Genomic DNA, 25434 nt, shown 5'->3' with positions numbered 1-25434 from the left:
CCGTCCGATGTCCGAGCTCACGCTGCGCAGCACGCTGCGCCTGCACCCGCGCGTGTCGATCCGGCCCGAGCCGTTCGGCGCGCTGCTGTATCACTTCGGCACCCGGCAGCTGTCGTTCCTGAAATCGCCGCAGCTGCTGAGCGTCGTCGAAGGGGTGACCGAGGCATCCACCGTCGCAGACGCCCTCGCCGCCGCCGGCGTCGCCGAGGACGAGTTCCCGCTGTACCTGCGCGCATTGGAGACCCTCCGCGCGTCCGACATGCTCGTGGAGAAGGCCGCATGACCCTCATCGCCCCCGCACCCCCGACCCGTCCGAAGCGGCTCGTCGACCACTTCGAGTCCGGGCTGAACTCCCCGATCTGCCTGACCTGGGAGCTGACCTACGCGTGCAACCTGTCGTGCGTGCACTGCCTGTCGGCGTCCGGCCGGCGCGATCCGCGCGAGCTGACCACCGACGAGTGCAAGGCGGTGATCGACGAGCTGCAGCGGATGAAGGTGTTCTACGTGAACATCGGCGGCGGCGAGCCCACCGTCCGCAGCGACTTCTGGGAGATCGTCGACTACGCCACCGCGCACGACGTCGGGGTGAAGTTCTCCACGAACGGCGTGCGCATCACCGACGAGATCGCGGTCCGGCTGGCGCAGAACGACTATGTCGACATCCAGATCTCGTTGGACGGTGCCACCGCCGAGGTGAACGACGCGATCCGCGGTCCGGGGTCGTTCGATCTCGCGATGCGGGCGCTGGAGCGGCTCTCCTCGGCCGGGATGACTCGGCTCAAGCTCTCGGTCGTGTGCACCCGCACCAACATCGGCCAGCTGGACGAGTTCAAGGCCATCGCGGATCGGTTCGGCGCGCAGCTGCGCCTCACCCGGCTGCGGCCGGCGGGGCGCGGCGCCGATGTCTGGAACGAGCTGCACCCGACGCAGGACCAGCAGCGTGAGCTGTTCGACTGGCTGCTCGCGCACGGGGACGACGTGCTCACGGGCGACTCGTTCTTCCATCTGTCCGCCCTGGGCGGGACTCTTCCCGGGCTGAACCTGTGCGGCGCCGGCCGGGTGGTGTGCCTGATCGACCCGATCGGCGACGTGTACGCCTGCCCGTTCGCGATCCACGAGGAGTTCCTCGCCGGCTCGATCCGCGACGGCGGCTTCGCCCAGGTGTGGCGCGAATCGGAGCTGTTCGCCCGGCTGCGCTCGCCGCAGTCCGGCGGCGCCTGCAGCAGCTGCCAGTTCTTCGACACCTGCAAGGGCGGCTGCATGGCCGCCAAGTTCTTCACCGGTCTGCCGCTGGACGGCCCGGACCCGGAGTGCGTGCGCGGCTTCGGCGAGGAGGCGCTCGCCCAGGCCGAGCACCAGCGCCCCAAGCCGAGCGTGGACCGATCGCACCGCACCTCTCCCCCGCGCCCGCGGGCCGCGGTGCCCCTGACACTGCTGCAGCGGCGGCCCGCGGCGCCACCGGTCTCGGCGTGCAACACGAGCCCGGTGGCCGAGTTCGCCGCGGGGCTCGCGGCCGGGCGGGACGGCGGCCCCGACGGAGACCGCTGACACGGCGCGCAACGCCTGGTTCGAGACGGTCGACGAGGCGCAGCCGCGCGTGCAAGCGCCTGGGCGTGACCTGCGCCGACATGTCGCTCAGCTCGTTCGCCAGCAAGCGCCCGTGACTCGTCAGCAGTGGTCGGATAGATCGCGAAAATTCCGACCACTACTGACGACTCACAGATCTCGCGGCCGGGGTGCCGGGGTGCCGGGACGGGCGAGGGAGCGGGTCCGGATGGGTGGGCGCGCGCGGGGGCGGCGACGGCGTCAGCGGGCGGGCGGGGAGGTCAGGGCCGGCTCGGGCGCCGGACCGGTGGCGCGCACCCGCGAGCGCAGCGAATCGGGAGTGGCGACCACCGGCTCGTCGAGCGGGTAGTGGCAGGCGGTGAGGTGTCCGGGACCGTGCTCGGTCAGCACCGGGGTCTCGGCCGCGCATCGCTCCTGTGCACGCGGGCAGCGCGTGCGGAAGCGGCATCCGCTGGGCGGCGCCAGCGGCGACGGCGGCTCGCCCGCCAGCGGCACCGGCCGCCGGGCGATGCCGGTCACCGGGTCGAGTCCCGGGATCGAGTCCAGCAGTGCTCTGGTGTAGGGATGTCGCGGTGCGCGATACAGCTCCTCGGCGGGGCCGATCTCGGCCAGCTGCCCCAGGTGCATGACCGCGACCTGGTCGCTGACCTGCCGCACGGTGGCCAGGTCGTGTGCGATGAACACGTACGACAGTCCCAGCTCGGCCCGCAGCTTCTCGAACAGATTCAGCACCTGCGCCTGGATCAGCACGTCCAGCGACGAGATCGCCTCGTCGCAGATGATCAGGGCCGGGTTCAGCGCGACCGCGCGGGCGATCGCCACACGCTGGGCCTGCCCGCCGGACAGCTCGTACGGGCGCCGGCGCAGGTAGACGTCGGGTTCGAGCCCGACCAGGTCGAGCAGCTCGCGCACGCGGGCCCGCCGCCGCTCCCGCGACATCCGCGAGTGCCCGAGCAGGGGCTCGGCGACGACATCCTCCACCCGCCACCGCGGGTTCAGCGAGCCGAACGGGTCCTGATACACCATCTGGATGTCGGCGTGCACCTTCCGCAGCTCGCGCGCGGACAGCCCGCCGAGCTCGCGCCCGCGGAAGCGCACCTCCCCCGACTTCGGCTTCTCCACCCGGATGACGGCCCGGGCGAGGGTGGATTTGCCGGATCCGGTCTCGCCGACGATGCCCAGCGTCTGCCCGGCGCGCAGGTCGAACGACACGTCCGAGACGGCGTGCACGACCCCGGCCTTGGCACCGCCCGGCCCTCGGCTCACGTATTCCTGGACGAGGTTCCGGACCTGCAGCAGGACGTCGTCGTCCCTGCCGGTCTCGACCTCGCCCGGCCTGCCCGGTGCGGTGCTCACGCCTGGTCTCCCCTCGTGTCGTCCGATGCCCTGCCCGGCGCTTCGGCGTGCCCCGCGGCATCCCGTCCGCCCTCGTCCGCGTCGTCGAGCCCCACCGGATGCCAGCAGGCGTAGCGGTGCGCCGGCTCGTGCTCCTCCAGCTCGGGCCGGACCGCGCACGCGTCGGTGGCACGCGGGCAGCGCGGACGGAACGCGCAGCCGGTGGGCAGCGCCCCGAGGTCCGGCGGATGGCCGCCGATCACGGTCAGCAGCGAGTGCGGCCGGGTGGTCAGCTGCGGGATCGCCCCCAGCAGGGCCTTCGTGTACGGCATCCGCACGTTCTGGAACAGCAGGTCGGTCGCGGCGTGCTCGACGGCCCGCCCCGCGTACATCACGAGCACCTCGTCGGCGTAGCTTGCCGCGAGTCCCAGATCGTGGCTGATCATGACCACCGCGGTGCCGAGCCGCTGCTGCAGGTCGATCAGCAGCTCCATGATCTGGGCCTGGGTGGTGACATCCAATGCGGTCGTCGCCTCGTCGGCGATGAGCACCTTCGGATTGGATGCGAGGGCGATCGCGATCATCACCCGCTGGCGCATGCCGCCGGACAGCTGGTGCGGGTATTCGTGGAATCGGCGCTCGGGCGCCGGCATCCGCACCAGCTTCAGCAGTTCGACCGCGCGCTCCGCGGCGGCCTTGCGGTCCACGGCGGTCTTCGTCCGGACCGCCTCCACGATCTGTGCGCCGACGCTCATCGTCGGGTTCAGCGACCGGGTCGGGTCCTGGAACACCATGGCGATGTCGTCGCCGCGCATCCGGCGCATGACGGCCTCCGGCAGGCCGACCAGCTCGGTGCCGCCGAGCCGCGCCGACCCGGTCACCGTGGCGCTCGGGGGCAGCAGGCCCATCAGCGCCCGCACGCTCACCGACTTGCCCGAGCCGGACTCGCCGATGATCGCGAGCATGCGCCCCGCCTTCAGCTCGTACGACAGGCCGTTGACCGCGTGCACCCGGCGTCCGGCGCGCGAGAATGTGACCCGCAGCTCGTCGACGACCAGCACCGCCTCGGTCTGGTCGGGTGGGGTCTCGCGGGGCGTTCCCTGCAGCAGCGTCATCGTCCGCTCATCTCGTCTCGCACGTTCTCACCCAGGAGGTTGAACGCCAGCACCGTGACCAGCAGCGCCAACGAGGGCCACAGCACCAGCAGCGGTGTGGCCGACAGCGACTGCTGCGCGTCGTAGATCATGTTCCCCCAGCTCGGCTCCGGGGCCGGGATGCCCATCCCGAGGAAGCTCAGGGCGCCCTCGGTGACGATCACGATGCCCATGCCCAGCAGCGCGAAGTTCAGCATCTGCGGAGTGATGTTCGGCGCGATGTGCCGCAGCAGGATGCGCCACCAGGGGCTGCCGCTGAGCCGGGCGGCCTGCAGGAACGGCATGTTCACCACCCGCAGGGTCGCCGATCGCGCGATGCGGGCGACGGCCGGGATGCTGAACGCGGTCAGGGCGAGGATGGTGTTGGGCAGGCTGGGGCCGAGCACCTGGGCGATGGCGATGGTCAGCACGAGGGACGGGAACGCGATCAGCACGTCCAGTGCCCGCATGATGAAGGTGTCGGGCCTGCCGCCGAGGTAGCCGGACAGCGCGCCGATCAGACCGCCCACCACCAGGCCGATCGCATTCGTCGCGATCGCGACGGTCAGCGATGCCCGGCCGCCGTAGATCAGGCGGGACAGGACGTCGTTGCCGTTGACGTCGGTGCCCAGTGGATGTCCGGGCGAGCCGAGGGGAAGGCCGGACTCGAGGATGTCGCCGCCGACCGGCGACGGCAGCGGAAGGAAATACGGGCCGACGAAGCAGGTGATCAGCAGCAGGGCCACGAAGCCCGCCGGCACCCACACCATGAGCCTGCCCCGCACCCGCGCCCACGTGGCGCCGCGCTCGACGTCGTCGTCGATCGGCGCGAGGGCGGCGGCGGTGGTGGCGACGTCAGCGACTGCCATAGCGGATCCTCGGGTCGAGTACGGCGTACATGACGTCGACGAACAGGTTGGCGAAGATGGCGACGGCGGCGAAGATGAACACGCAGGCCTGGACCACGGCGATGTCCTGCGAGCCGACGCCCTGCAGCATCATCACGCCCAGGCCCGGCATCGAGAAGATCTGCTCGATGATGACCGTCCCGCCGATGAGTCCGCCGACGTTCAGGCCGACGAGGGTGAGCAGGCCGAACGAGGAGTTGCGGAACGCGTGCGTCCACAGCACCCGCCAGGGCCCGACGCCCTTGGCGCGGGCGGTCTCGACGTAGTCGGCGGAGTTCATCTGCTCGACCAGGTCGCCGCGCAGGAATCGCGCGTAGAAGCAGGCGATCGGCAACCCCAGAGCCAGCACGGGCAGGGTCACCGAGCGCAGATTTCCGATCAGGCTGTCGCCGATCGGCACGTACCCGATCGCCGGGAGCGCATGCAGCAGGACCGCGAACACGAGCACCAGCAGCAGCGCCATCACGTAGTTGGGCACGGCCAGCAGGGTCATCGAGATGACCATGACGACCCGGTCGAACACGCCGCCCGGGCGGCGGGCCGCGATCAGGGCGACCGGCACCGCGACGACCAGCGACACGATGAACGCGAGCAGGACCAGTTCGACGGTCACCGGCATCCGCTCGGCCAGCAGGGACGAGACCGACTGCCCGCTCACCGACGACTTGCCCAGGTTCCCGGTGACGAACCCGCCGAGCCACGACAGGTAGCGCACGGCCGCCGGGCGGTCCAGGCCGAGCTGGTGCCGGACCGCCTCGACCTCTTCCTCGCTGGCGTCCATGCCCGCCATGTTGCGGGCCGGGTCGCCCGGCATCGCCTCCAGCAGCGCGAAGGTGAGCACGCTCACCGCCAGCAGCAGCGGGATCGCGATCAGCACCCGCCGCACGACCAGGCGGACCAGGGGCGACGAGGCCGCCCGGCCGAGGAGCCCGGTGGGCCCCTCGGTCCGGACGGACGTCGTCTCGACCGTGTTCGTGCCGACGGTGGTGGTCACTTGCCGCCCTCGACCCAGACGCGGTCGTAGAGGACCCCGCTGTTGACCGACAGGGCGGGGATCTTCGTGGTCAGTCCCGGCCCGTGCAGACCCTTGCGCACCACCTGGGCCGGCGAGAACGCCATGCCGAACGGGGCATATGCCTCATCCGAGATGTACTTGGCGACCTCGTCGTACGCCTTCTGCCGCGCCGCGTCATCGGTCGTGCCCACGGCGGCCTGGAGCAGGTCGTCCAGCGGCGTGGTCAGGTTCTTCGCCAGCGCGTCGGCGGCGGATGCCGCGCCCTTCGGCAGCGGCGTGCCGCTGAACGGCGAGGTCGAGCCGAAGCGCACCGACACCCCGATGCCGACCGAGGGGTCCCACGCGCCGGCGGTCTGCAGCATCGACTCCCACTTGCCGCTGAGGAACTTCGTGATCACGTCGCCGAGCGGCTTCGCGTCGATCGTCACGTCGATGCCCGCCTTCTTCCACTGCGTCTGCAGCGCGGTGGTCACCGAGCGGGCCGTGACGATGTCCGTCGTGCCGAGGTCCACCTTCAGTCCGCCGAGCTCCTGCACCAGCTGCTTGGCCTTGTCCAGGTCGTACGTGCGGTACCCCTCCACCTTCGGGTTGTAGAACAGGCCGCCGGAGGCGGTGAAGGACTGGCTCATGTCGCCCTGCCCCTTGAACAGCCCCTTGTTGATGGCGTCGAAGTCGGTCGCGTAGTAGATGGCCTCACGCGCCTTCTTGTCGTTGAACGGGGCGGTGCGCGTGTTCAGCTGGATCACGTACGGCGAGGTGGGCGGGGTCAGCGTCACCTGCACGTCCGGGTTGCTCTGCGCCTGCGCGATCAGGGTGACCGAGCTGAGTCCCTCGATCGCGTCGCCCTGCCCCGCCTGCAGCGTCTGGTAGGCGACCTGGTCGCCGGCCACCGACTGGAACGTCAGCGCGTCCAGGTAGGGCAGCCCGTCCTTGAAGTAGTCGGGGTTCTTCTTCAGCTCGAGCCGCTCGCTGTACTTGTCGTCGGTGATGGTGAACGGCCCCGCACCCACCGGCGCCTTCTTGAACGCATCCGCCCCGAGCTTCGCGTACGCGGTGGGCGAGGCGATCAGGTTGAGGCTCGAGGTCGGGAAGCCGTTGACCAGCGAGCCGTTGGGCTGGGTCAGCCGCAGCTTCACCGTGAGATCGTCGGTGGCCTGGATGGCGCCGAGCTGCTTGCGCACCTTGGCCTTGTCGACGTCGCTCGGCAGCGCCTTCCACAGGCTGTCCATGAAGTCCTGGCTCAGCGACGGCGGCGGCACGGTCAGATCGAGGGACAGCTGCGGGGCTCCGGTGCTGCCCGAGTTGATCGCCCGGATCCAGTTCCACACGACGGCCTGCGCGTTCAGCGGGGTGCCGTCGGAGAACGTGATCCCCTTGCGCAGCGTGATGGTGAGCGTGAGATCGTCGTCGCTCCAGCTGAAGGCCTCGGCCTGGTTCGGCTGGATGTGGGCGTTGCTCCCGTCGTCGTCCGCCTCCAGCGTGAACAGCCCGCCGAAGACCGCCGAGTTCTGCGGCAGGTTCGCGCCGGTGGTGTTGCTGGTGGCCGGGTCGAGCCCGGTCGCCCAGCCGCCGGCGAACCCGGAGTCGAGCAGGACGGTCGCGGAGCCGCCGGACTGCGGCGTGCCCTCGCTGGACCCGGTCTGGTCGGTCCCGCCGGCGCTGCAGCCGACGGTCGCGAGCCCGAGGCCCACGACCACGGCGAGCCCGGCCAGCCGCATTGCGGACCGAGCGCCCTTCGCACTTCTGAACATGTGATTGCTCCCTGGTTTCGAGGACCGGTGCTGAGTGCGCCTCGCCGCCGCACTTCTGGGCGACCGGACTTGGTGGGAGTCTTGTCGAGCCTCCGGGCCCGATCCATGCCACTTCCGCCCGGCGAAAGAACCCGGTCAGGCCGGTGCGTCCACGCGTGCCCGGGCCGGCGCGGCGTCGGCCTCCGGGACCGGACGGCCGAGCCAGCGGAACGCGTTCTGGTGGCTGATCTCGGCCCAGTCCGCCTCCGGCAGCCCCATCTCGCGCAGTGTCCGTGCGCCGGGCTCCTCGCGCGGCATCGCCGGGAAGTCGGAGCCGACCAGCAGTCGGTCGGCTCCCAGCAGGTCGATGAGGTAGCGGATGGCGCGCCGGTCGAACACCATCGCGTCGTAGTAGAACCGCCGCGCGTACTCCAGCGGCGACGGCTCGTCCGAGGGCATCACGGCGCGGTCCAGATCGCGTGGCTCCTCGTTCCAGCTGCCGCCCCAGAAATAGTTGGCGCGCGGCAGCATCAGCGGGAATCCGCCCGCGGCGTGGCTGAACGAGATGCGCAGGTCCGGGCACGCGGCCGCGGTGCCGCCGAGGATGAGGGATGCCGCGGCGAACGCGCCCTCGATGCCCACCACGTACGTGCCCATCCCCGACATCGGCAGCCGATCGGTCGGTGAGGGCATGGCGTGCACGAAGACGGAGATCCCCTGCCGCTGCGCCTCCTGGAAGAACGGGAGGAACCGCTCGTGCCCGATCGAATCGCCCAGGATGTTCGAGGCGATCTCCACCCCGGCCAGGCCGCGCTGCCGGATCGCGGCCAGCTCGTCGGCCGCGGCATCCGGGTCCTGCATCGGCACCATCCCAAGCGGGATGATCCGCTCCGGCGCGTATGCGGCCAGCTCGGCCGCCGTGTCGTTGACGTGCCGGGCCAGGGCCAGTCCGTCCGCGGGCGGCAGGTCGTAGCGCAGCAGCGGCGGCATCGGGCTGATCACCTCGGCGTCGATGTCCGCGGCATCCATCGCCTCGACCCGCCGCTCAGCCTGGAAGAACACCTCCTTGGCGGCGAAGCGCATCTTGTCGAACACGAGCAGCCGGTCCGCAGAGCCGTCGATCGGCTCCATGTGCGGGAAACACGCGGGGGCGTCGTCCGGATAGCCGGAGGGCAGGAAATGTGCGTGGGCGTCGACGATCACGGGATACCTCTCTTCGGTGGCGGACGGCGGATGCCGTCACGCCGGGTTCGGGTGCACGGAGACGTGGATGGCGCCGGCATCGTCGGTCTCGCCGGCCAGCGTCTCGATCGCCAGATCGACCTGGTCCAGGCCGAAGGTGTGGGTGTGCAGCTTCTCCAGCGGGAAGCGCCCCGACTCCAGCAGCGCGATCGCCTTCTCGTTCGCGGTGGCGTCCACTCCGAACGCGCCCTTGACGGTCAGCGCACGGTTGACGATCACGTCGGTGACCAGCGGGATCTCGCGGTGGCCCTTCAGGCCCGCCAGCACCACCCGGCCGCCGAAGCGGGTGGACAGCAGCGCATCGGTGATCGGCTGGCCGGCCATCGGGGTGACATCCAGAGCGACGTCCACGCCGCGGCCGTCGGTGAGCTCCTGCACGGCGGCGACCACGTCCAGTCCGCCGTCCGCGTCGACCACGAGCGTGTGGTCGGCGCCGAGCTCGCGGGCCACCGCCAGCTTGTGCTCGTCGCGCTGCAGGCCGGTGACGATGACGGTGCCGGCGCCCGCGGCCTTGGCCGCGATCAGGGCCGCGAGGCCCCGCTGACCGGCGCCGAGCACCAGCAGCGAGTCGCCGAGTCCGACCTCGCCGAGGTCGACCGCCCAGCGCACGCCGGCACCGAGCGGGTTGTACATGGCGGCGATCTCGGCCGGGATCGTCTTGTCGATCTTGTGCAGAATCGAGTTCGGCGACAGGTAGAGGTACTCGGCGAATCCGCCCCACAGGCTCGGCTCGACGTCGATCCCGGTCACGCCGTGCCCGTACTTGCGGAACCGGCACGCCTGGTAGTTGCCGGTGAGGCAGTCCCCGCACGCCCGGCACGGGACGATCACCTCGAGCGCGACCCGGTCGCCGACCTGCACGCCCCACCGTTCGGCGGCGCGGTCGCCGATCTCCTCGATGATGCCCATCGGCTCGTGACCGGGGATGAAGGGGTCCTTGTTCATGCCGATGTGCCCGCGGAAGATCTCCACGTCGCTGCCGCAGATGCCGTTGGCCTCCACCCGCAGCAGCCCGTCGTCGGGTCCGGTCACAGGGCGCGCGAACTCGCGCATCTCAATCGCTCGGGGGCCGGTCTGGACCGCGGCACGCACCATCTGGGGCATCTCTACTCGCCTTCGTTTCGGTTTCGCCGGCCGGCGGCCGGCTCGGGGGGACGCACGATCGGCACCGAGGTGCCGGACCAGTCGGCGAACAGCCGCACGACCATCGAGATGCCGGCGGTGCGCGATCCGGCGACCGCGACCAGGATGCCGGGCTCGGCCCCCTCGGCGATCGTCCGCTGGAATCGCTCCGGGTCATGCGCGTCGCCGGGGCGCCGGACGCCGTTCTCGGCGAAGTCCTTGCCGGCCCGCGCCAGCGCGGCGGTGGTCCGGCCGGAGTGCTCGGCGAGCCACCGCTGCACGTCGGCGCGGCTGTAGCCGGCGCCGGCGAGCAGATCGGCGTGCTCGGGGCAGAGGATGACGCCCACGCCGGCGTGCTGGAAGATCCACGACCCGGAGCGGCCGATCGTGTCAGCGAAATCGCCGAGGAGCTGCTCGGCGTCGCTCGTGTGCCGGTTGTCGACGTACTCGCAGGTGCGCAGCAGGGTGGCGGTCACGGCGTCGCCGGACACGCCGAGGTCGGCGGCCAGCGGCGGCCACGGGCTCTCCTCCTCGTTCTCGCCGAAGCAGATCGACCACCGGCCGGGCAGACCCTGGGTGGCCTGCTCGAGCTCGTGCGGGATGACCCCGAACGCGTTGCGCACGATCAGGCCGATCGCCCGGGCCACCGTCGCGTTCGGCCGGAAGCCCGGCCCGAACACGCCGCCGGTGCTGTTGAAGCCCAGCTGCTCGCGGATCGGCCCGTTCACGATGAGCAGCGGCGCCGGGCCGCTCGTGGACTGCCACCCGCCGCCCTTGGCCGCGCGCTCGCGCATGAGTGCCTCCCAGGCGGCGAGGACGACGGGGAAGTACTCCGGCCGGCAGCCGGCCATGGCGGCGTTGATCGCGGCCACCTGGACGGTGACGGTGCGATCGACCTGCGGCATGTGGCCGATCACCTCGTCGGCGTCCCGCCCGCCGGCGGCGAGGAATCGGTCGACCAGGGGCTGGGTGGCCGGCACCAGAGGCAGCCCGTCGCTCCATCCCTGTGCGTAGCAGTGCTCGATCGCCGCCTGCGCGGCATCCGCGTCCGGCTCCACGTCCACGTCCGGCGCGGTGTCGGTCGCGATGCCGCCCTCCACGGGGGCCGCGGCGCTCATGCCGCGGCTCCGGTGAGGCTGCGCGTGATCTCCGGCAGCAGGCGCCGGGCGCGCTCCTTGACCTGATCAGGGTCGAGGACGGCCATCGGATGCTGCGTGGTGATCCACTCGTAGTCCGGGGCGCCCTGCACCTGCGCCATGGTCCGGCCGGTGGCGCCGAACGCGTCGGTGAGCACGACGGCCGCGGGCAGCCCGGCCCGTTCGAACGCGATGCCGTCCGCGACGGCGGCGGCGCTGCACGATCCGCAGTCGCCGACCCCGGTGACCACGACGTCGCAGGCGTCCTTGTACCGTGTGACGATCTCGTCGTCCACCGGCACCGAGAAGCTCTTCTTCGTCTCGACGATGGACACGTCGGCCGCACCGCACTCGCGGACCAGCAGCTGCCCCAGCTCGGTGAGGAACAGCAGCGCGTTGTGCTTGGTGTTGTCCAGCAGCCCGACGTGCAGGCCGGTCAGGTCGGCCGGGCGCGGGGCGAGCACGGGGGCCGCCGACGGCGCCGCGGTGCCGGCCGCGCGGCCGGTGGGATCCAGGATGGCGTGGGACATGGACGCTCCGTTCATACGGTCGGGGCCCGGCCCGGGCATGCGCCGGGCCGGGCGGGGTTCGCGATCAGGCCAGGGCCGGTTCGTGGATGATCACCCCGCGGATGTTGCGCCCGGCCACCAGGTCGTCGTAGGCCTCGTTCACCTGATCCAGCGCATAGGTGCGGGAGACGAGCTCGTCGAGCTTCAGGTCGCCGGAGTCGTACAGGCGCAGCAGCCGCGGGATGTCGTACAGCGGGTTGCAGTCGCCGAACAGGGCCCCGCGGATCTGCCGCTGGTAGCCGATGAGCATGCCCGCGTGCACGTGCACCGCCTTCTCGGTGAGGTGGCCCACCGCGGTGATGGTGACCTTGCCGCCCTTGCCGGTCATCATCACGGCGGCGTTGACCATCTCCTCGGTGACCGCGTTCGGCGTCATGATGACGTGGTCGGCCAGCTGTCCCCACGTGGTGGACACGACGAAGTCGTGCGCCTCCTTCGCCGTGGCGAAGGTGTCGGTGGCGCCGAACAGCTTCGAATGCTCGCGCTTGAACTCGACCGGGTCGACGACGATCACGTCCTTCGCGCCGGCGTACCGGGCGCCCTGGACGGCATTGCTGCCCACGCCCCCGGCGCCGAAGACGACCACGGTGTCGCCGGCCCGGACGCCGGCCGCGTACACCGCCGAGCCCCATCCGGTGGGCACCCCGCAGCCCACCAGCGAGGCGAGGCGGAACGGGATGTGGTCCGGCAGCGGCACGACCGCCCATTCCGAGGCGACCAGGTACTGCGAGAACGTGCCCAGCGAGCAGAATCCGCCGTAGTCCTCGTCGTCCTTGTGGAACCGGTAGGTGCCGTCCAGGAACATGCCCGTGCCGGCGTTCAGACCCTTCACGCACATGTTCTGGTGCCCCGTGGAGCACGGCCGGCACGAGCCGCAGGCGGGGATGTAGGAGAGCACCACCCGGTCGCCGGGCTTGACCCGGCGGACGTGGGGTCCCACCGACTCCACGATGCCGGCGCCCTCGTGCCCGCCGACCACCGGCATCCGCACCGGGGCGTCGCCTTCGGTGATGTGGTGGTCGGAGTGGCACAGGCCGGAGGCGACCAGCTTGATCCGGACCTCGTGCTCCTTCGGATCGTCCAGCTGCAGCTCGGTCAGCTCCCAGCCCTCGTGCGGTCCGTGTGCGACTGCCGCGCGCGTGGTGATCGTTGCCATGTCCTGCCCTATCGCTTCGAGATCGCGGCGTCGCCCAGCGACACCGTCTTGACCTGGGTCCACTCGAGCACCGCGTCGGCGCCCATCGTGCGGCCGAAGCCGCTGCTCTTGTAGCCGCCCCACGGGCCGCCGATGACCGGCGCCCCGAGCACGCTGTTCACTCCCACCTGCCCGGCCTGCAGGCCGCGGCTCATCCGCACGGCGGTGCCGACGTCGCGCGTCCACACCGAGGCCACCAGACCGTAGTCGGTGCCGTTGGCGACCTCGAGCGCCTCGTGCTCGTCGTCCACCGCGATCACCGACAGCACCGGCCCGAAGATCTCCTCCTGGGCGATGCGCATGTCCGGCGAGACGTTGTCGAACAGCGTCGGCTGCACGAAGAAGCCGTCGCCGAACCCGTCGCCGGTGGGCACGCCGCCGCCGGTGACCACCTCGGCGCCGCCCTGCCGGCCCACCCCGATGTAGTCGAGCACCCGGTCGTGCTGCTTCGCGTTGATCAGCGGTCCCATCGCCACCTGCTCGTACCAGGGGCCCACGGTCACCTTCTGCATCTGGGTCGCGAGCCGCTCCACGAGTTCGTCATGGATGCTGCGCAGCACGACGATGCGCGAGCCGGCGGCGCAGATCTGGCCGGTGTTCAGCGTGATGCTCAGCACCATGGTGGGCACCGCGGCATCCAGATCCACGTCCGGGAACACCACCTGCGGCGACTTGCCGCCGAGCTCGAGGTGCAGCGGGGTGAGGTTCTTCGCGCAGGCCTCCATCACCAGCTGACCGGTCAGCGGCGAGCCGGTGAACCCGATCCGGCGGACCCGGGGATGCGCGGGGAGGGCCGCGCCGGCCTCGCCGCCGTACCCGGTGACCACGTTGATCACCCCGGCCGGGATGCCGGACCGCTCGGCGAGCTTGGCCAGCGCGAGCGGGGTCAGCGGGGCGTCCTCGGCGGGCTTGATGACGATCGTGTTGCCGGCCGCGATGGCCGAGCCCACCTCCATCGCGAACTGCGCCCCGGGCGCGTTCCACGGGATGATCGAGCCCACGACGCCGTACGGCTCGCGCAGGGTGAAGCCGAGCGTGTCGGGGGTCAGCGTCGGCAGCGAGACGCCCTGCACCTTGTCGGCCTGCCCGGCGATGAACCGCAGCTGGCGGGCATACGGCGGCGGCCCCCAGCTGGGACGGCCGACCTCCTGCGATTCGAGCTGGTCGAGGTCGGCGGAGTGCTGCTCGATCAGGTCGGCCCAGCGGAACAGCGCGGCGGCCCGCTCGGAGGCGTTGCGGTCGCGCCATGCGGGGAACGCGCGTTCGCCCGCCTGGACGGCGGCCTCCACGTCGTCGGCGTCGCTGCGCGGGACGCGGGCGATGAGCGCCCGATTGGCCGGGTTGATCACGTCGATGGTGCGTCCGGTGCCGGAGGGCACCCACTGCCCGCCGATCAGCTGGGCGCCGTCGACGAGGAGTTCCTCGGAGAGGGTCGGTGCGGGGGTGGTGATCGTCATGTCGGTGTCCTCGAATCCGTTGTCGCAGCTCAGTCGTCGTGGTCGATGAGGACGACGCCGCGGATGTTGCGGCCGTCCAACATGTCCTGGTAGCCCTGGTTGACCTCGTCCAGCGCGTATCGGCGGGTGATCAGCTCGTCGACCTTGAGCTTGCCGCTCTTGTACAGGCTGACGAGGCGCGGGATGTCCACGAGCGGACTGCATCCGCCGTAGATCCCGCCCTGGATGCGGCGCTGGTAGCCGATCAGCATCCCCGGGTTCTCGTCGATCCACCCGTTGCCGACGGCGGTGACGGTGACCTGCCCGGTCTTGCCGACGATGTTGATGGCGTCGTGGATGACCTCGTCGTGCAGCACCCCGACGGTGATGATGGCGTGGTCGGCCAGCTCGCCCCAGGTGGACTGGATGACGAATGCCGTCGCCTCCTCGGCGGTGGCGAACGTGTGGGTGGCGCCGAAGACCTTCGCCATGTCGCGCTTGAACTCGACCGGGTCGACCACGACGACGCGTTCGGCGCCGGCCATGGCCGCGCCCTGCACGGCGTTGCTGCCCACGCCGCCGGCGCCGAAGATGACGACGGTCTGCCCGGGGCGCACCCCGGCCAGGTGGACGGCCGATCCCCATCCGGTGGGCACGCCGCAGCCGATCACGGCGCCGACCTCGAACGGCAGGTCGTCCGGGACCGGGACGACCGAGTACTCCGAGACGACGCTGTGCTGCGAGAACGTGCCCAGCACGCACAGGCCGCCGAAGTCGACGCCGTCCTGATGGAACCGGAATGTCCCGTCGGCGAACTCGCCGGTCGCGGCGTTCTTGCCCTCGTCGCACAGGTTCTGCCGCCCGGTCGAGCAGTAGCGGCACTTGCCGCAGGCGGGGATGAACGAGAGGACGACCTTGTCGCCGACCTTGACCCGGGTCACGCCCGGGCCGATCGCGTCCACGATGCCGCAGCCCTCGTGCCCGCCGACCACCGGCATCCGCATCGGCGCGTCGCCCTTCTGGATGTGATCGTCGGAGTGACACAGCCCGGCGGCGTGGATCCGCACCCGCACCTCGTTGGCGCGCGGCTCGTCCAGTTCGAGCTCGGTGACCTCCCACGGGGTGCCCGGTGCGCGACACACCACCGCGCGTGTGGTCATTCGTCCGGGCTCTTCGGCCCGAGCGGCGCCCTGTTCGGCGCGCGTTGTCATGCTCATGTCTCTCCCGACGGACGATGGGTGACCGGCGATGCGGCGCCGGCGCCTGCTCTCTGCCTCTACCGTCGTCCGCGCCGGGCCCGGGGGCCAGAAGGCTTTCGCCGCATGGAAGGAAAGCGGCGAACCCCGGGCCGCGCGGATTGACTGGCCGCACAGGTTGACCGACCGCACAGGCCCCGAGGAGGACCGCATGATGGAGCACGTCGACGGCAAGGTGGCCGTGATCACCGGAGGATCCAGCGGGATCGGGCGCGGCATCGCGCTGGCCTGCGCGCGGGCCGGCATGTCGGTGGTGGTGACCGGACGCAGCGGCGAGCATCTCGCCGCGACGCAGGCGCTGTTCGCCGAGCACGGGCTGGACGTGCACGCCTTGGCGGTGGATGTCACCGACCTGGCCGCCATGCGGGCGGCGGCCGACGAGGTGCAGCGACTCTTCGGTCGGGTCGACGTGCTGGTCAACAACGCCGGCATCGGGCTCACCGGCCCGGTGACCGCGGCCGCGCCCAGCGACTGGGACTGGGTGATCGACGTCAACATCAAGGGCGTCGGCAACGGGATCCAGGCGTTCCTGCCGAAGATCCGCGCGCACGGCGAGGGCGGCGCGGTGGTCAACACGGCATCGATGGCGGGCCTGATGCCGATCGTGGCCGGGCTGTACTCGATGACGAAGGCGGCGGTGATCGCCCTGTCCGAGGCCCTGCACATCGAACTGCTCGAGGAGGGCATCTCGGTGGCCGCCTACTGCCCCGGGCCCACGCACAGCAACATCGCCTCGGCCGTGGCGAACCGGCCCGAGCGCTACGGCCGGTCGGGATATCCGGTCCCGCCGAAGACGTTCACGGATGCCGCCAGGGATCAGCCGTACATGAGCGCGGAGGAGGCGGGGCAGCGGGTGCTGGCCGGGATCCGCCGCGGCGACATGTTCATCCTCACCCACCCGGAGTTCCGGTCCGGCGTCGCCGAGCGGCACGCCACGATCGAGGCGGCATTCCCGGACGAGCCGATCGATCGGATCCGGGAGGCGGCGATCCCGTTTCTCCTGTCCTCCCCGGTGTACGACCCCGAGCACCGGCTCGCGTCGCCGACCGCACCGGCCGCACTGCGCTGAGGAGGCCGCGTCCGACGGCTCATTCGGCCGTGTGCACATCCACCGGATAGCTGACGTCGATGCGCTCGGCGCCCACGCCGAGCAGCGGCGAGAGCATCTGGCGCATGAAGTCCTTGGGCACGAGACACTCGGCGCACGCGTCCGGGCCGGCGTCGATGCGGACGTCCGCGGACTGGTCGTGCAGTTCGACCGACAGGTGGTAGTCGTCGGCCTCGAGCGTCTTGCGGAACTCGTCGAGACGGGACTGATCGATGCTCATGGTGTCCTCCCCGGGATGTGCGTCCCCGATCCCCCGACGGTAGGTCGCATCCGGGCCCGGCGGCGAAAGCGATCCCGCCCGGCGGAAGGGCGTGTCCACGCGACACGGGCGATCCGTGAGAAGCGCACAATCCTTCCGCCTGGTGGAATGATTTGACTATCTCCGAAGGGACGTCGCCGATCATGGGGGAACCCCCCGCTCTGGGAGACGACGACGTTCCGGAGGTAGGCCGACGATGTCCGTGAGTTCGATTCGATCCGCCCGTTCCGCACAGCCCGATCGCGCCGAGGCCTGTGGTCAGATGACCGCGGCCCAGCGCGTGCTCGCCGTGCTGGACGCATTCGACGAGGAGCACCTGGTGCTCACCCTGAGCGAGATCAGCCGGCGGGCCGGTCTCAGTCTCAGCACCGCGCATCGCCTGGTCGGCGAGCTGCGCCAGTGGGGTGCGCTCGAGCGCTCCGCCGAGGGACGCTACGCGATCGGGATGCGGGTGCTCGAACTGGGCTCGCTCGAGCCCCAGGGCCTGCGCCTGCGCGAGGTGGCGCTGCCCCACCTCGGCGACCTGCAGGCGGCGCTGAACGCGTGCGTCCACCTGGCCGTCCGCGACGGGTACGACACCGTGTACGTGGAGTACCTGCGCGCCCGCGGCGGCGCGAGGGTGCTCAGCCGGCTCGGCGGCCGCTGGCCGCTGCACGCGACCGGGACCGGCCAGGTGCTGCTCGCCCACGCGCCGCAGCCCTTCCAGGAAGAGGTGCTGGGGATGCCGCTGCAGAAGTACACGCGCAAGACGGTCACCGACCCGTTCGAGCTGCGGCGGGTGCTCGCCGAGGTGCGACGCACCGGCGTCGCCATCGTGGACGAGTCGATCACACAGGACGCGGTGGCGGTGGCGGTGGCCATCCGCGGACCGCGCGACCGCGTGATCGCCGCGCTGAGCGTCACCCTGGATCGCGAGAACTGGTCGCCGGGCGCCGTCCTGCCGGCCCTGACCACCACGGCCCGCGCGATCTCGCGCCATCTCGGCGCTCCATCGGCCCGCCGGATGCCCGAAGCCGCCCGCGCCGCAGCGCGCTGACGGCCGCGCGGGGGCGATCAGTCGAAGTAGGCGATGGAGCGGAACTCGAGGCTGCGCCGCGGCTCGGATGCCCGCGCCTGCGCGTCCAGGAACACGGTGTGCATGACCCGCCAGGGGCGGGAGTGGTCGCTGTCGTGCACCACGAAGAACAGCACCTCGTCCGGCGTCATGTCCGGGTAGACGTACCACCGGTGGGTGGGCCGGAACTGGAAGCGGGTGCCCTGCGGTTGGCGCGCGCCGTCGGCGACGCCGTCGTCGTCCGGCACGCTGCGGTAGTCGCACACCGCGAGCGGCCAGTCCTGCGGGGCGGGGGTGATCGAGCGCCAGCAGACGGTGGTCACGGCCCGGCGGAAGGGCGGTGCCTCCGGGAAGCGGGCGGCGTGGGTCCGGCGGGCCTGGACGAGGGCGTCTTCGGCGGTGAGCTCGACGTGGGCGACGGGCGGCTCCTGGGCGCCGCCGCGCTCCATCTCGGCGGCATCCTCCAGACACGCCCCCAGCAGCGCGACCCGTGAAGCGCCCAGCCGCGCGGCGACGAAGTCCTCCACCTCGGTCGCGTAGGTCCGCTCGATCTGGCCCGGATCGGTGAAGTCGTCGACGGCGCTCGGCCAGTGCACCAGCTCGAACCCGTTGCGCTCCAAGCTGAACGGACGGTGCACGGCGCGGGCGTCGTGCACCTGCAGGGCGTACGCGTCGTACAGCGCATCGGCGGGGCGCGGCAGCGGCTCGTCCGCCGCCAGGTAGTTGATCACCCCGGCCACGGCCGGGACCGTGTTCGGCGGGTCTCCGCGCATCTCTCGCCCCCTCGCTGGATGCCGCGTCCGCGACGCATCCGAGCGGCCAGCGTACTGAGCGGCCCGAGTCGGCTGAGGCCCGGTTCCATGAGACGGAAACGCGAGCCGGATCACTCCTGCGCGATCAGCTCGGCGATCCGCTCGCCGAGCATGACCGCCAGCAGCGCGGTGCCCCGCGTCGGCACCACCGGCACCAGCGACGCGTCGGCGATGCGCAGTCCGGTCGTGCCGTGGACGCGGCCGTGCGCGTCGGCCACGGCATCCGGGTCGTCCGCGGCCCCCATCCGCGCCGTCCCGCACGAGTGCAGCGCGGTGGCCAGGCGGTCGCGCAGCCAGCGCTCGGCGTCCTCCGCACCCGGGTCGGCCGCGGCATCCACCCATGCCGGGATCGTCGCGTCGGCCACCACCTCGGCCATCTCGGGCGAGCGCAGCACCTGTGCCGCGAGCCGGACGCCGTCGCGCAGCGCGCGGATGTCGCGCCCGTCCGTCAGGTAGCCGTAGCAGACGGCGGGCCCGGGGCCGATCCCGACGCGTCCGCGGGCGATCGGCTGGCCGAGCAGGACGCGCAGCTCGTGCGGGCCGCCGGCGGCGCGATCGCCGGTCACGATCACCGCCGTCGGCAGGGCGGCGAACAGCAGCTCGAGCGCAGATGACGCCGCGAAGCCGGCCGGCACGTTCCAGGCCGCGGTCCAGGCTGCGGTGGCGGATGCCGCGCCGGGCCGGGGGCGCCACGGGAGGTCGATCGCGGCATGGTCGGAGAGATTGCGGCCGACGCCGCTCCGATCGGCGATGGGCGGCGCGGTCGGGTCGCGGTCGGAGGCATCCCCGATCCCGGATCGCAGGAGCAGCCGTGGCGTCTCGACGGCGCCGCCGGCCAGGATCACCTCGTCCGCCGCGACGAAGCCCGGCGTGCCGTCGGCGACGGTCTCCACCCCGATCGCGGTGCGTCCGCGGAATCGGACGCGATGCACCTCCACGCCGGTGCGGACCTCGACGGATGCTGCCCGCAGCATCCGTCCGTAGCCGCGGGCGACGCTCCACCGCTGCGGCTCGCCGCCGGTGCTGACGTTGCGCGGCAGCGGACCCGCGCCGGACGGACCGCCGCCGTTCTTGTCCGGCTCTGCGGTCGCGCCCGCCGCGACCGACGCGGCCAGGAACGCGCGCGTGAGCGGCTCGTCCGCGCCGTCCCGGCTCACCGGCATGGGTCCGGAATCGCCGTGCACGGGATCGTCCGGGAAGTCCTGATCCGCTTCCAGCCGGCGCAGGGCGGGCAGGCAGGCGGTGTACGTCCACTCGGGTCCGGCGAGCGCAGCCCAGGCCGCGAAGTCGTCGGGATGCGGCCGCTGGAACGAAACGCCGTTGACGGCGGTGCTGCCGCCCAGCGTGCGGCCCCGCGCGATGCGCCACGGGCGCCCGGGCCACAGCTCGGCGTCGTAGGTGCGGGTGAGGAGTGAGTCCGGCACGCCGCCGCGCACCGTCCACGCCGGTTCCGCCGGCGCCGCCGGGCCGGCCTCGAGCACGATCACGTCGTGACCGACGGCGCCCAGTCGCGCCGCGATCGGGATGCCCGAGCCCCCGCCCCCGACGACGACGATGCGGCGGGTGCTCACGGCTGCGCACCGTCCTCCCAGGCGACGCCGGAGAAGACATCCCGCAGTCCGCGGAAGGACGAGCCGATGGTGGCCAGCAGGTCGCTGTCCGGTGCCTTCAGCCATTGCTCGTAGGCCGACAGCGAGATGCCCAGACACGCCCACGAGACCGCCTGCGGCAGTGCGGCGTGGGCGGGCACGCCGCGTCGGCGGGCGACGAAGCCGGCGATCACCGCGCGCCAGTCGGCGTAGCGCACCGTCGAGTACGCCACCAGCTCGGGAGTGGTCAGCAGGATGCGCATGCGATGTCGATGGCGCGGCAGCTCGTCGGCGGGCACCTCGTTGAACGCGTGCACGGCGGCGCGGACCGCCTCGATCGCCGGCTGGTCGGCGGGCGCGGCATCCAGTCGGGAGCGGAACTGGGCCAGCAGTGCGTCGAAGTCCCCCCAGGCGAGGTCGTTCTTCGAAGGGAAGTAGCGGAAGAACGTGCGCCGCCCGATGCCGGCCGCCTCGGCGATGTCGTCCACGGTGACCGCGTCGAAGCCGCGCGCGATGAACAGGTCGAGCCCGATCCGCTCCAGTTCGCCGCGCGAGGTCGCCGGCGCGCGTCCGCGGCGCGCGCGGGTCGCGGTCGGATCGCTCACCGGCATCCCTTCTCTATGGCACTCGATGCCAGTAAACTGCATCCGCAGCGACATCGCACGGCGACTCTCAAGGAGGACAGTAGCCCATGGACGCTCCCGCCGTGCCGACCCGGGCCCTGGCCGATGCGCCGTGGCCGGCGGTGCCGGCGGGCCTGACCGTGCTCGTGCCGGTCGGGGCGACCGAGCAGCACGGGCCGCATCTGCCGCTGGACGTGGACACCCTCATCGCGGCCGCCGTGTGCGCCCGGGCGGCCGCGCGGTGCGCACCGGAGGTGCGCGTCGCGCCGGCCCTGGCCTACGGCGCCAGCGGCGAGCATCAGGATTTTCCGGGGACCATCTCGATCGGCACCGAGGCGCTCGCCCACGCCCTGATCGAGCTCGGCCGCTCGGCGCGCACGTGGGCCGCCCGGCTGGTGTTCGTCAACGGGCACGGCGGCAATCTCGACGCCGTGCGGGCGGCGGTCGCGCAGCTGGTGGACGAGGGATGCGCGGCATCATGGCAGCCGTGCCGGCACGGCGATGTGCACGCGGGGCGGGCCGAGACCAGCCTGATGCTGCACCTCGCGCCGGAGCGCGTGGATCTGGGGGCCGCCCGGGCCGGCCGGACGGCACCGCTGGCGGACCTGCTGCCGCGGCTGCGGGCCGAGGGCGTGCGGGCCGTGTCACCCAGCGGGGTGCTGGGTGATCCGGCCGGAGCATCGGCGGCCGAGGGCGCCGCGCTGCTGGAGCGGATGGCGCGCGAGGTCGCGCAGGCGGTCGCGGCGACGGCCACGGCGGCCACGCCGTGACGCGCCGCAGGACGGATGCCGCGGGTGGCCGCGGGACGGATGCCGGGGCCGGCCTTCCCCTCGGCACGACGCTGACGATCGGCACGGACGTCTGGCGCTACGCCGGCGGGCGGGTCCTGGTCGGGGGCGCTCCCACGCGCGTGCTCCGGCTGAGCTCGACGGCGGCACGTCTCCTCGGCGACGGCGGGCTGACGGCATCCGACCCCGCCTCGATTCGGCTGGCGGAGCGACTGCTCGACTCCGGCATCGCCCACCCCGACCCGGATCGGCTGCCGCCGGCCGACCTGGATGCGCTCACCGTGGTGATCCCCGTGCACGGCCGATCCGCGGCGCTGCGGCGGGTGCTGGCCGGCCTGCACGGTCTGCGAGTTCTCGTCGTGGACGACGGCACGGCCGAGCCGGCGGCATCCGAGCTGCGCGGCATCGTCGAGCACGCCGGAGCCCGCTGCCTGCGCCTGCCGCGCAACGCCGGCCCGGCGACCGCGCGCAACCACGGGCTGCAGCACGCGGACACGCCGTTCGTCGCGTTCGTCGACTCGGACGTCGAGGTCACCGCCGAGGCGCTGGAGCGGATGCTGCGGCACTTCGTCGACCCGCGGCTGGCGCTGGTGGGCCCGCGCGTCGCCGGCATGCCCGGGGGCACCTGGATCTCGCGGTATGAGAACGCCCGGTCGTCGGTGGACCTCGGCGGGCGGGCGGCGCTCGTGCGTCCGCGGTCGCCGGTGTCGTGGCTGTCGTCGACGTGTCTGGTGGCCCGGGTCGATGCGCTCTCGGACGGGTTCACCGATGGGATGCGGGTGGCCGAGGACGTCGACCTGGTGTGGCGGCTGGACGAGGCGGGATGGCGCATCCGCTACGAGCCGCGGGTCGTGGTCGCGCACGAGCACCGCCGCACGGCCGCCGCCTGGTTCGGTCGCAAGTTCTTCTACGGCACGGGGGCGGCGGCCCTGGCCGACCGGCATCCGCACGCGATCCCGCCCGCGATCCTCCGCCCCTGGTCGGCGGGAGTGGTCGCGGCGCTGTGCTGCGCCCGGTGGTGGTCGATCCCGGTCGCCGCCGGGATCAGCGCGGTCGCCGCGGTGCGGCTCGGTCGCCGGCTGGGCACCGGTCCGGAGGCGCGGATGCTGCCGCTGCGCCTGGTCGGCGGCGGCGTCCTGTCGGCGGTGACCCAGGTCTCGGCGCTCGCGCTGCGGCACTGGTGGCCGGTGGGCCTGGCCGCCGCCGTGGTCTCGCGCCGCGCGCGCTGGCTGATCGGGGCGGCCGCGGTCGCGGACGCGGTGGTCGAGCACCGCCGCCTGCGCGCCGACCTCGACATCGTCCGGTTCACCCTCGCCCGGCGGCTCGATGACATCGCGTACGGCGCCGGGGTGTGGTGGGGGTGCATACGCCGCGGCCGCTTCCGCGCGCTGCGGGCTGAGCTGCGCCCGACGCGCCCCACAGCCCCCGGGCGCTGACCCCCGATATCACCTCGAAATCGTACGATTTGGCCGAGTGCACATCATTCTTGGCCGAGATTGATGTGCACTCGGCCGGATCGTACGATTTCGGCAACAGGGCGGGCGGGTGAGCGCGGGCGAGCGTCCGCGCTACAGCTCCACGCCCACCAGCACGGGCTCGGGCTGGAGGACCAGACCGAACTCCGCGGCGACGCGGCCGCGGATGAAGCGCGCCAGCTCGGCCAGCTCGGCGGCGCTGGCGCCCCCGCGGTTGGTCAGGGCCAGGGCGTGCTTGCCCGACAGCGCCGCGCGCGAGCGCGGCAGACGGAACCCCTTGCCGAACCCCGCATGCTCGATCAGCCATGCCGCGCTGACCTTCACATCCGACTCCGGACGGGGCTCGACCGGGGCGAGGCCGACGTACTCGTCCAGCGGGATGACGCGGGCCGGCTGGGGATCCGGCGCCACCGACCAGCGCGGGCACTCGGCGGGCAGCGTCCGGGCGAACGCGGCCGTGACGATCGCGTTCTGGAAGAACGATCCGGCACTGGCGGTGTCCGGGTCGGCCGGGTCGAGCACCATCCCCTTGCGCCGGCGGATCGCGATGATCTGCTCGCGGATCCACGCGAGGGTGACCTCTTCGTCGGGGCCGATGCCCAGGGCGGTGCGCAACTGCGCACCGGCGACCGGGCGCGCAGCATCCGCCCGCTCCTCCAGTTCGAGGGTGAGCGAGAGGATGACCGCCGACCGCAGCGGCACCGATCCCTCGTGCCGCTTCAGCACCGAGGTGCGAAAGCCCAGCCCCAGATCGGATGCCGGAACCACCGAGACCTCGCCGGTGTCCTCGTCGATCAGCTCGACCTCCACGAGGGTCTGGACGATCTCCTGACCGTACGCGCCGACGTTCTGCACCGGGGCGGCCCCGGCCGCCCCCGGGATCCCCGACAGCGCCTCGATCCCGCCGAGCCCCTGGGCGACCGCCGACGCGACGACCTCGTCCCAGTCGTGCCCCGCCTGCACCCGGAGGCGGGCGAAGCCGGGCCGCGGCGACGGGATGCGGTCGATGCCGGAGGTGAGGATCCGCACCACGGTGCCGTCGAACGGCTCGTCGCCGATGAACAGGTTCGACCCGCCGCCGAGCACGAACCAGTCGTCGCCGTCGGCCCAGGTCTCGCGCAGCGCGTCGACGAGCTCGGCGGTCGTATGCGCGTCGATCATGCGCGCAGGCGTGCCGCCTGTGCGCAGCGTGGTCAGCCGCGACAGCGGCACGGGAGGCACCTCGGGCACGTCAGTCCCGCCGCACGCGCACCTGGGCCTTGCCCAGGACGGTGGTGTCGGCATGCGTGACGGTCAGATCGACGCGCAGCCCCTCCGCATCCACGAGGCCGATCTTCGCCACGACCGTCACGTCGGCGCCGGTCTCGGCGTCGACGACGACCGGGCGGGTGAACCGCACGCCGTACTCGAGGATGCGGCCGGCATCGCCCAGCCACGGCACGATCGTCTCGACGGCCAGGCCCATGGTCAGCATCCCGTGCGCGAGCACGCCGGGCAGTCCGACCCGCGCGGCGACGTCGTCGCGGTAGTGGATCGGGTTGAAGTCCCCGGATGCCCCGGCATAGCGCACGAGCGCGGTCCGGTCCAGGTGGACGGTGCGCTCGGCGACCACATCGCCGACGGCGAGCTCGGTCATCACTCGTCTCCTCCGATCAGCAGGACGGATGTCGCGGTCACGACGTGCTGGCCTGCGGCATCCGTGATCTCCGCCTCGCTGGTGACCATCGCCCCCTTGCCGATGGCGCGCAGTCCGGTGATCGACAGCTGCCCGACCAGTTCGTCGCCGGCGGTGATCGGGCGGGTGTAGCGGAAGCGCTGCTCGGCGTGGATCGTGCGCTCCAGCGCGATCCCCGAGTCGGGCTCGGCCAGCAGCTGCTGCAGCGTGAGGTCCTGGATCACCATCGCGAACGTCGGCGGAGCCACCACATCCGGGTAGCCGAGCGCGCGGGCGGCGTCGGGGTCGGTGTGCTGCGGGTCGGTGGCGAACACGGCGCGGGCGAACTCGCGCACCTTCTCGCGTCCGACCAGATACGGCGCGGTCGGAGCGAAGGCGCGGCCGACGAGATCGGGGTTCACTGGCACC

General features: G+C 72.2%; 25 protein-coding genes. 6 read left to right on the top strand and 19 right to left on the bottom strand.

Features of this window, described 5'->3' with window-relative positions; genetic code table 11:
- The first annotated feature begins 7 nt into the window (after positions 1-7).
- A complete protein-coding gene (mftB, locus tag AC0L6F_RS14575) occupies positions 8-283 on the top strand; it encodes a mycofactocin biosynthesis chaperone MftB (protein WP_473538426.1) in 276 nt (91 codons plus the stop codon).
- Entirely contained in the window at positions 280-1548 is a 1269-nt protein-coding gene (gene mftC / locus AC0L6F_RS14570; RefSeq protein ID WP_473538424.1) for a mycofactocin radical SAM maturase, read from the top strand. The genes mftB and mftC overlap by 4 nt, the downstream gene beginning before the upstream one ends.
- A 258-nt stretch (positions 1549-1806) precedes the next feature.
- Here mftC and AC0L6F_RS14565 read toward each other — a convergent pair whose 3' ends face one another.
- The 12 genes from AC0L6F_RS14565 to AC0L6F_RS14510 all read right to left on the bottom strand — a co-directional run bounded on the left by AC0L6F_RS14565 (position 1807) and on the right by AC0L6F_RS14510 (position 15547).
- The gene (locus AC0L6F_RS14565) at positions 1807-2922 is read right to left on the bottom strand and encodes an ABC transporter ATP-binding protein (protein ID WP_274637288.1); all 1116 of its coding nucleotides are present in this window, start codon (positions 2920-2922) and stop codon (positions 1807-1809) included.
- Positions 2919-4016 (bottom strand): ABC transporter ATP-binding protein, encoded by a 1098-nt coding sequence (locus tag AC0L6F_RS14560; protein WP_473538423.1) that lies wholly within the window; start codon positions 4014-4016, stop codon positions 2919-2921. The genes AC0L6F_RS14565 and AC0L6F_RS14560 overlap by 4 nt, the downstream gene beginning before the upstream one ends.
- Positions 4013-4903 (bottom strand): ABC transporter permease, encoded by an 891-nt coding sequence (locus AC0L6F_RS14555; protein ID WP_274637286.1) that lies wholly within the window; start codon positions 4901-4903, stop codon positions 4013-4015. Before AC0L6F_RS14555 ends, AC0L6F_RS14560 begins: the two co-directional genes overlap by 4 nt.
- Positions 4890-5936, bottom strand: a complete 1047-nt coding sequence (locus AC0L6F_RS14550; protein ID WP_274637285.1) for an ABC transporter permease — start codon at positions 5934-5936, stop codon at positions 4890-4892. Before AC0L6F_RS14550 ends, AC0L6F_RS14555 begins: the two co-directional genes overlap by 14 nt.
- Positions 5933-7708 (bottom strand): ABC transporter substrate-binding protein, encoded by a 1776-nt coding sequence (locus tag AC0L6F_RS14545; protein WP_259611413.1) that lies wholly within the window; start codon positions 7706-7708, stop codon positions 5933-5935. The genes AC0L6F_RS14550 and AC0L6F_RS14545 overlap by 4 nt, the downstream gene beginning before the upstream one ends.
- Before the next feature lie 135 nt (positions 7709-7843).
- Positions 7844-8890 carry an amidohydrolase family protein gene (locus AC0L6F_RS14540; RefSeq protein ID WP_473538422.1) on the bottom strand — a complete coding sequence of 349 codons (1047 nt, stop codon included), beginning with the start codon at positions 8888-8890 and terminating at the stop codon, positions 7844-7846.
- 36 nt (positions 8891-8926) lie between these two features.
- Positions 8927-10033, bottom strand: a complete 1107-nt coding sequence (locus tag AC0L6F_RS14535) for a zinc-dependent alcohol dehydrogenase (RefSeq protein WP_473538421.1) — start codon at positions 10031-10033, stop codon at positions 8927-8929.
- A 2-nt stretch (positions 10034-10035) separates the two neighbouring features.
- Positions 10036-11169: a hypothetical protein gene (locus AC0L6F_RS14530; protein WP_473538420.1), complete on the bottom strand. Its 1134-nt coding sequence runs from the start codon at positions 11167-11169 to the stop codon at positions 10036-10038.
- Entirely contained in the window at positions 11166-11717 is a 552-nt protein-coding gene (locus tag AC0L6F_RS14525) for a UGSC family (seleno)protein (RefSeq protein WP_274637281.1), read from the bottom strand. The genes AC0L6F_RS14530 and AC0L6F_RS14525 overlap by 4 nt, the downstream gene beginning before the upstream one ends.
- A 64-nt stretch (positions 11718-11781) precedes the next feature.
- Entirely contained in the window at positions 11782-12912 is a 1131-nt protein-coding gene (locus AC0L6F_RS14520; protein ID WP_274637280.1) for an NDMA-dependent alcohol dehydrogenase, read from the bottom strand.
- Positions 12913-12920: 8 nt separating this feature from the next.
- Positions 12921-14408, bottom strand: coding sequence for an aldehyde dehydrogenase family protein (locus AC0L6F_RS14515; protein ID WP_274637279.1), 1488 nt, complete (start codon positions 14406-14408; stop codon positions 12921-12923).
- 29 nt (positions 14409-14437) lie between these two features.
- Positions 14438-15547, bottom strand: coding sequence for an NDMA-dependent alcohol dehydrogenase (locus tag AC0L6F_RS14510; RefSeq protein WP_473538419.1), 1110 nt, complete (start codon positions 15545-15547; stop codon positions 14438-14440).
- Between the two features lie 247 nt (positions 15548-15794).
- Here AC0L6F_RS14510 and AC0L6F_RS14505 point away from each other — a divergent pair, with 247 nt between their 5' ends.
- Entirely contained in the window at positions 15795-16712 is a 918-nt protein-coding gene (locus tag AC0L6F_RS14505) for an SDR family NAD(P)-dependent oxidoreductase (RefSeq protein WP_473538418.1), read from the top strand.
- Positions 16713-16731: 19 nt separating this feature from the next.
- On the opposite strand, the gene AC0L6F_RS14500 is transcribed toward AC0L6F_RS14505, so the two are convergent.
- A complete protein-coding gene (locus tag AC0L6F_RS14500; RefSeq protein WP_274637276.1) occupies positions 16732-16971 on the bottom strand; it encodes a hypothetical protein in 240 nt (79 codons plus the stop codon).
- A 301-nt stretch (positions 16972-17272) separates the two neighbouring features.
- On the opposite strand from AC0L6F_RS14500, the gene AC0L6F_RS14495 reads away from it, so the two are divergent.
- Entirely contained in the window at positions 17273-18046 is a 774-nt protein-coding gene (locus AC0L6F_RS14495) for an IclR family transcriptional regulator (protein ID WP_274637275.1), read from the top strand.
- Between the two features lie 17 nt (positions 18047-18063).
- Here AC0L6F_RS14495 and AC0L6F_RS14490 read toward each other — a convergent pair whose 3' ends face one another.
- The 3 genes from AC0L6F_RS14490 to mftR form a co-directional block, all read right to left on the bottom strand.
- Positions 18064-18837 carry a CmcJ/NvfI family oxidoreductase gene (locus AC0L6F_RS14490; protein ID WP_274637274.1) on the bottom strand — a complete coding sequence of 258 codons (774 nt, stop codon included), beginning with the start codon at positions 18835-18837 and terminating at the stop codon, positions 18064-18066.
- Between the two features lie 110 nt (positions 18838-18947).
- Positions 18948-20447: a GMC family oxidoreductase gene (locus tag AC0L6F_RS14485; protein ID WP_473538417.1), complete on the bottom strand. Its 1500-nt coding sequence runs from the start codon at positions 20445-20447 to the stop codon at positions 18948-18950.
- On the bottom strand, positions 20444-21070 hold the full coding sequence (mftR, locus tag AC0L6F_RS14480) for a mycofactocin system transcriptional regulator (protein ID WP_473538416.1): 627 nt from the start codon (positions 21068-21070) through the stop codon (positions 20444-20446). Before mftR ends, AC0L6F_RS14485 begins: the two co-directional genes overlap by 4 nt.
- Positions 21071-21156: 86 nt before the next feature.
- Between mftR and mftE the strand changes: the two genes are divergently transcribed.
- Both mftE and mftF read left to right on the top strand, forming a co-directional pair.
- Positions 21157-21858: a mycofactocin biosynthesis peptidyl-dipeptidase MftE gene (mftE, locus tag AC0L6F_RS14475; RefSeq protein WP_473538415.1), complete on the top strand. Its 702-nt coding sequence runs from the start codon at positions 21157-21159 to the stop codon at positions 21856-21858.
- Entirely contained in the window at positions 21855-23312 is a 1458-nt protein-coding gene (gene mftF / locus AC0L6F_RS14470) for a mycofactocin biosynthesis glycosyltransferase MftF (protein WP_473538414.1), read from the top strand. Before mftE ends, mftF begins: the two co-directional genes overlap by 4 nt.
- 132 nt (positions 23313-23444) lie before the next feature.
- Here the strand turns inward: mftF and AC0L6F_RS14465 are convergent, their stop codons facing one another.
- The 3 genes from AC0L6F_RS14465 to AC0L6F_RS14455 are packed head-to-tail and all read right to left on the bottom strand — an operon-like array spanning position 23445 to position 25433.
- Positions 23445-24581 carry a UDP-N-acetylmuramate dehydrogenase gene (locus AC0L6F_RS14465; protein ID WP_473538413.1) on the bottom strand — a complete coding sequence of 379 codons (1137 nt, stop codon included), beginning with the start codon at positions 24579-24581 and terminating at the stop codon, positions 23445-23447.
- 1 nt (position 24582) lies between these two features.
- Positions 24583-24987: a MaoC/PaaZ C-terminal domain-containing protein gene (locus AC0L6F_RS14460; RefSeq protein WP_259611397.1), complete on the bottom strand. Its 405-nt coding sequence runs from the start codon at positions 24985-24987 to the stop codon at positions 24583-24585.
- On the bottom strand, positions 24987-25433 hold the full coding sequence (locus AC0L6F_RS14455; protein ID WP_473538412.1) for an FAS1-like dehydratase domain-containing protein: 447 nt from the start codon (positions 25431-25433) through the stop codon (positions 24987-24989). The genes AC0L6F_RS14460 and AC0L6F_RS14455 overlap by 1 nt, the downstream gene beginning before the upstream one ends.
- Between the last annotated feature and the right edge of the window lies 1 nt (position 25434).

The sequence above is a fragment of the Microbacterium sp. G2-16M genome, assembly GCF_055809115.1.
This window is presented reverse-complemented; position numbering and strand designations above follow the sequence as displayed.

Bases quoted from the DNA above. Each gene is read 5' to 3' on its own strand.
- AC0L6F_RS14505 (WP_473538418.1), top strand. From the start codon at position 15,795: ATGATGGAGCACGTCGACGGCAAGGTGGCCGTGATCACCGGAGGATCC.
- mftC (WP_473538424.1), top strand. From the start codon at position 280: ATGACCCTCATCGCCCCCGCACCCCCGACCCGTCCGAAGCGGCTCGTC.
- AC0L6F_RS14490 (WP_274637274.1), bottom strand. From the start codon at position 18,837: ATGCGCGGAGACCCGCCGAACACGGTCCCGGCCGTGGCCGGGGTGATC.
- AC0L6F_RS14560 (WP_473538423.1), bottom strand. From the start codon at position 4,016: ATGACGCTGCTGCAGGGAACGCCCCGCGAGACCCCACCCGACCAGACC.
- AC0L6F_RS14520 (WP_274637280.1), bottom strand. From the start codon at position 12,912: ATGGCAACGATCACCACGCGCGCGGCAGTCGCACACGGACCGCACGAG.
- AC0L6F_RS14545 (WP_259611413.1), bottom strand. From the start codon at position 7,708: ATGTTCAGAAGTGCGAAGGGCGCTCGGTCCGCAATGCGGCTGGCCGGG.
- AC0L6F_RS14510 (WP_473538419.1), bottom strand. From the start codon at position 15,547: ATGACCACACGCGCGGTGGTGTGTCGCGCACCGGGCACCCCGTGGGAG.
- AC0L6F_RS14555 (WP_274637286.1), bottom strand. From the start codon at position 4,903: ATGGCAGTCGCTGACGTCGCCACCACCGCCGCCGCCCTCGCGCCGATC.
- AC0L6F_RS14525 (WP_274637281.1), bottom strand. From the start codon at position 11,717: ATGTCCCACGCCATCCTGGATCCCACCGGCCGCGCGGCCGGCACCGCG.
- AC0L6F_RS14515 (WP_274637279.1), bottom strand. From the start codon at position 14,408: ATGACGATCACCACCCCCGCACCGACCCTCTCCGAGGAACTCCTCGTC.
- mftE (WP_473538415.1), top strand. From the start codon at position 21,157: ATGGACGCTCCCGCCGTGCCGACCCGGGCCCTGGCCGATGCGCCGTGG.
- mftB (WP_473538426.1), top strand. From the start codon at position 8: ATGTCCGAGCTCACGCTGCGCAGCACGCTGCGCCTGCACCCGCGCGTG.
- AC0L6F_RS14495 (WP_274637275.1), top strand. From the start codon at position 17,273: ATGACCGCGGCCCAGCGCGTGCTCGCCGTGCTGGACGCATTCGACGAG.
- AC0L6F_RS14530 (WP_473538420.1), bottom strand. From the start codon at position 11,169: ATGAGCGCCGCGGCCCCCGTGGAGGGCGGCATCGCGACCGACACCGCG.
- AC0L6F_RS14500 (WP_274637276.1), bottom strand. From the start codon at position 16,971: ATGAGCATCGATCAGTCCCGTCTCGACGAGTTCCGCAAGACGCTCGAG.
- AC0L6F_RS14460 (WP_259611397.1), bottom strand. From the start codon at position 24,987: ATGACCGAGCTCGCCGTCGGCGATGTGGTCGCCGAGCGCACCGTCCAC.
- AC0L6F_RS14535 (WP_473538421.1), bottom strand. From the start codon at position 10,033: ATGCCCCAGATGGTGCGTGCCGCGGTCCAGACCGGCCCCCGAGCGATT.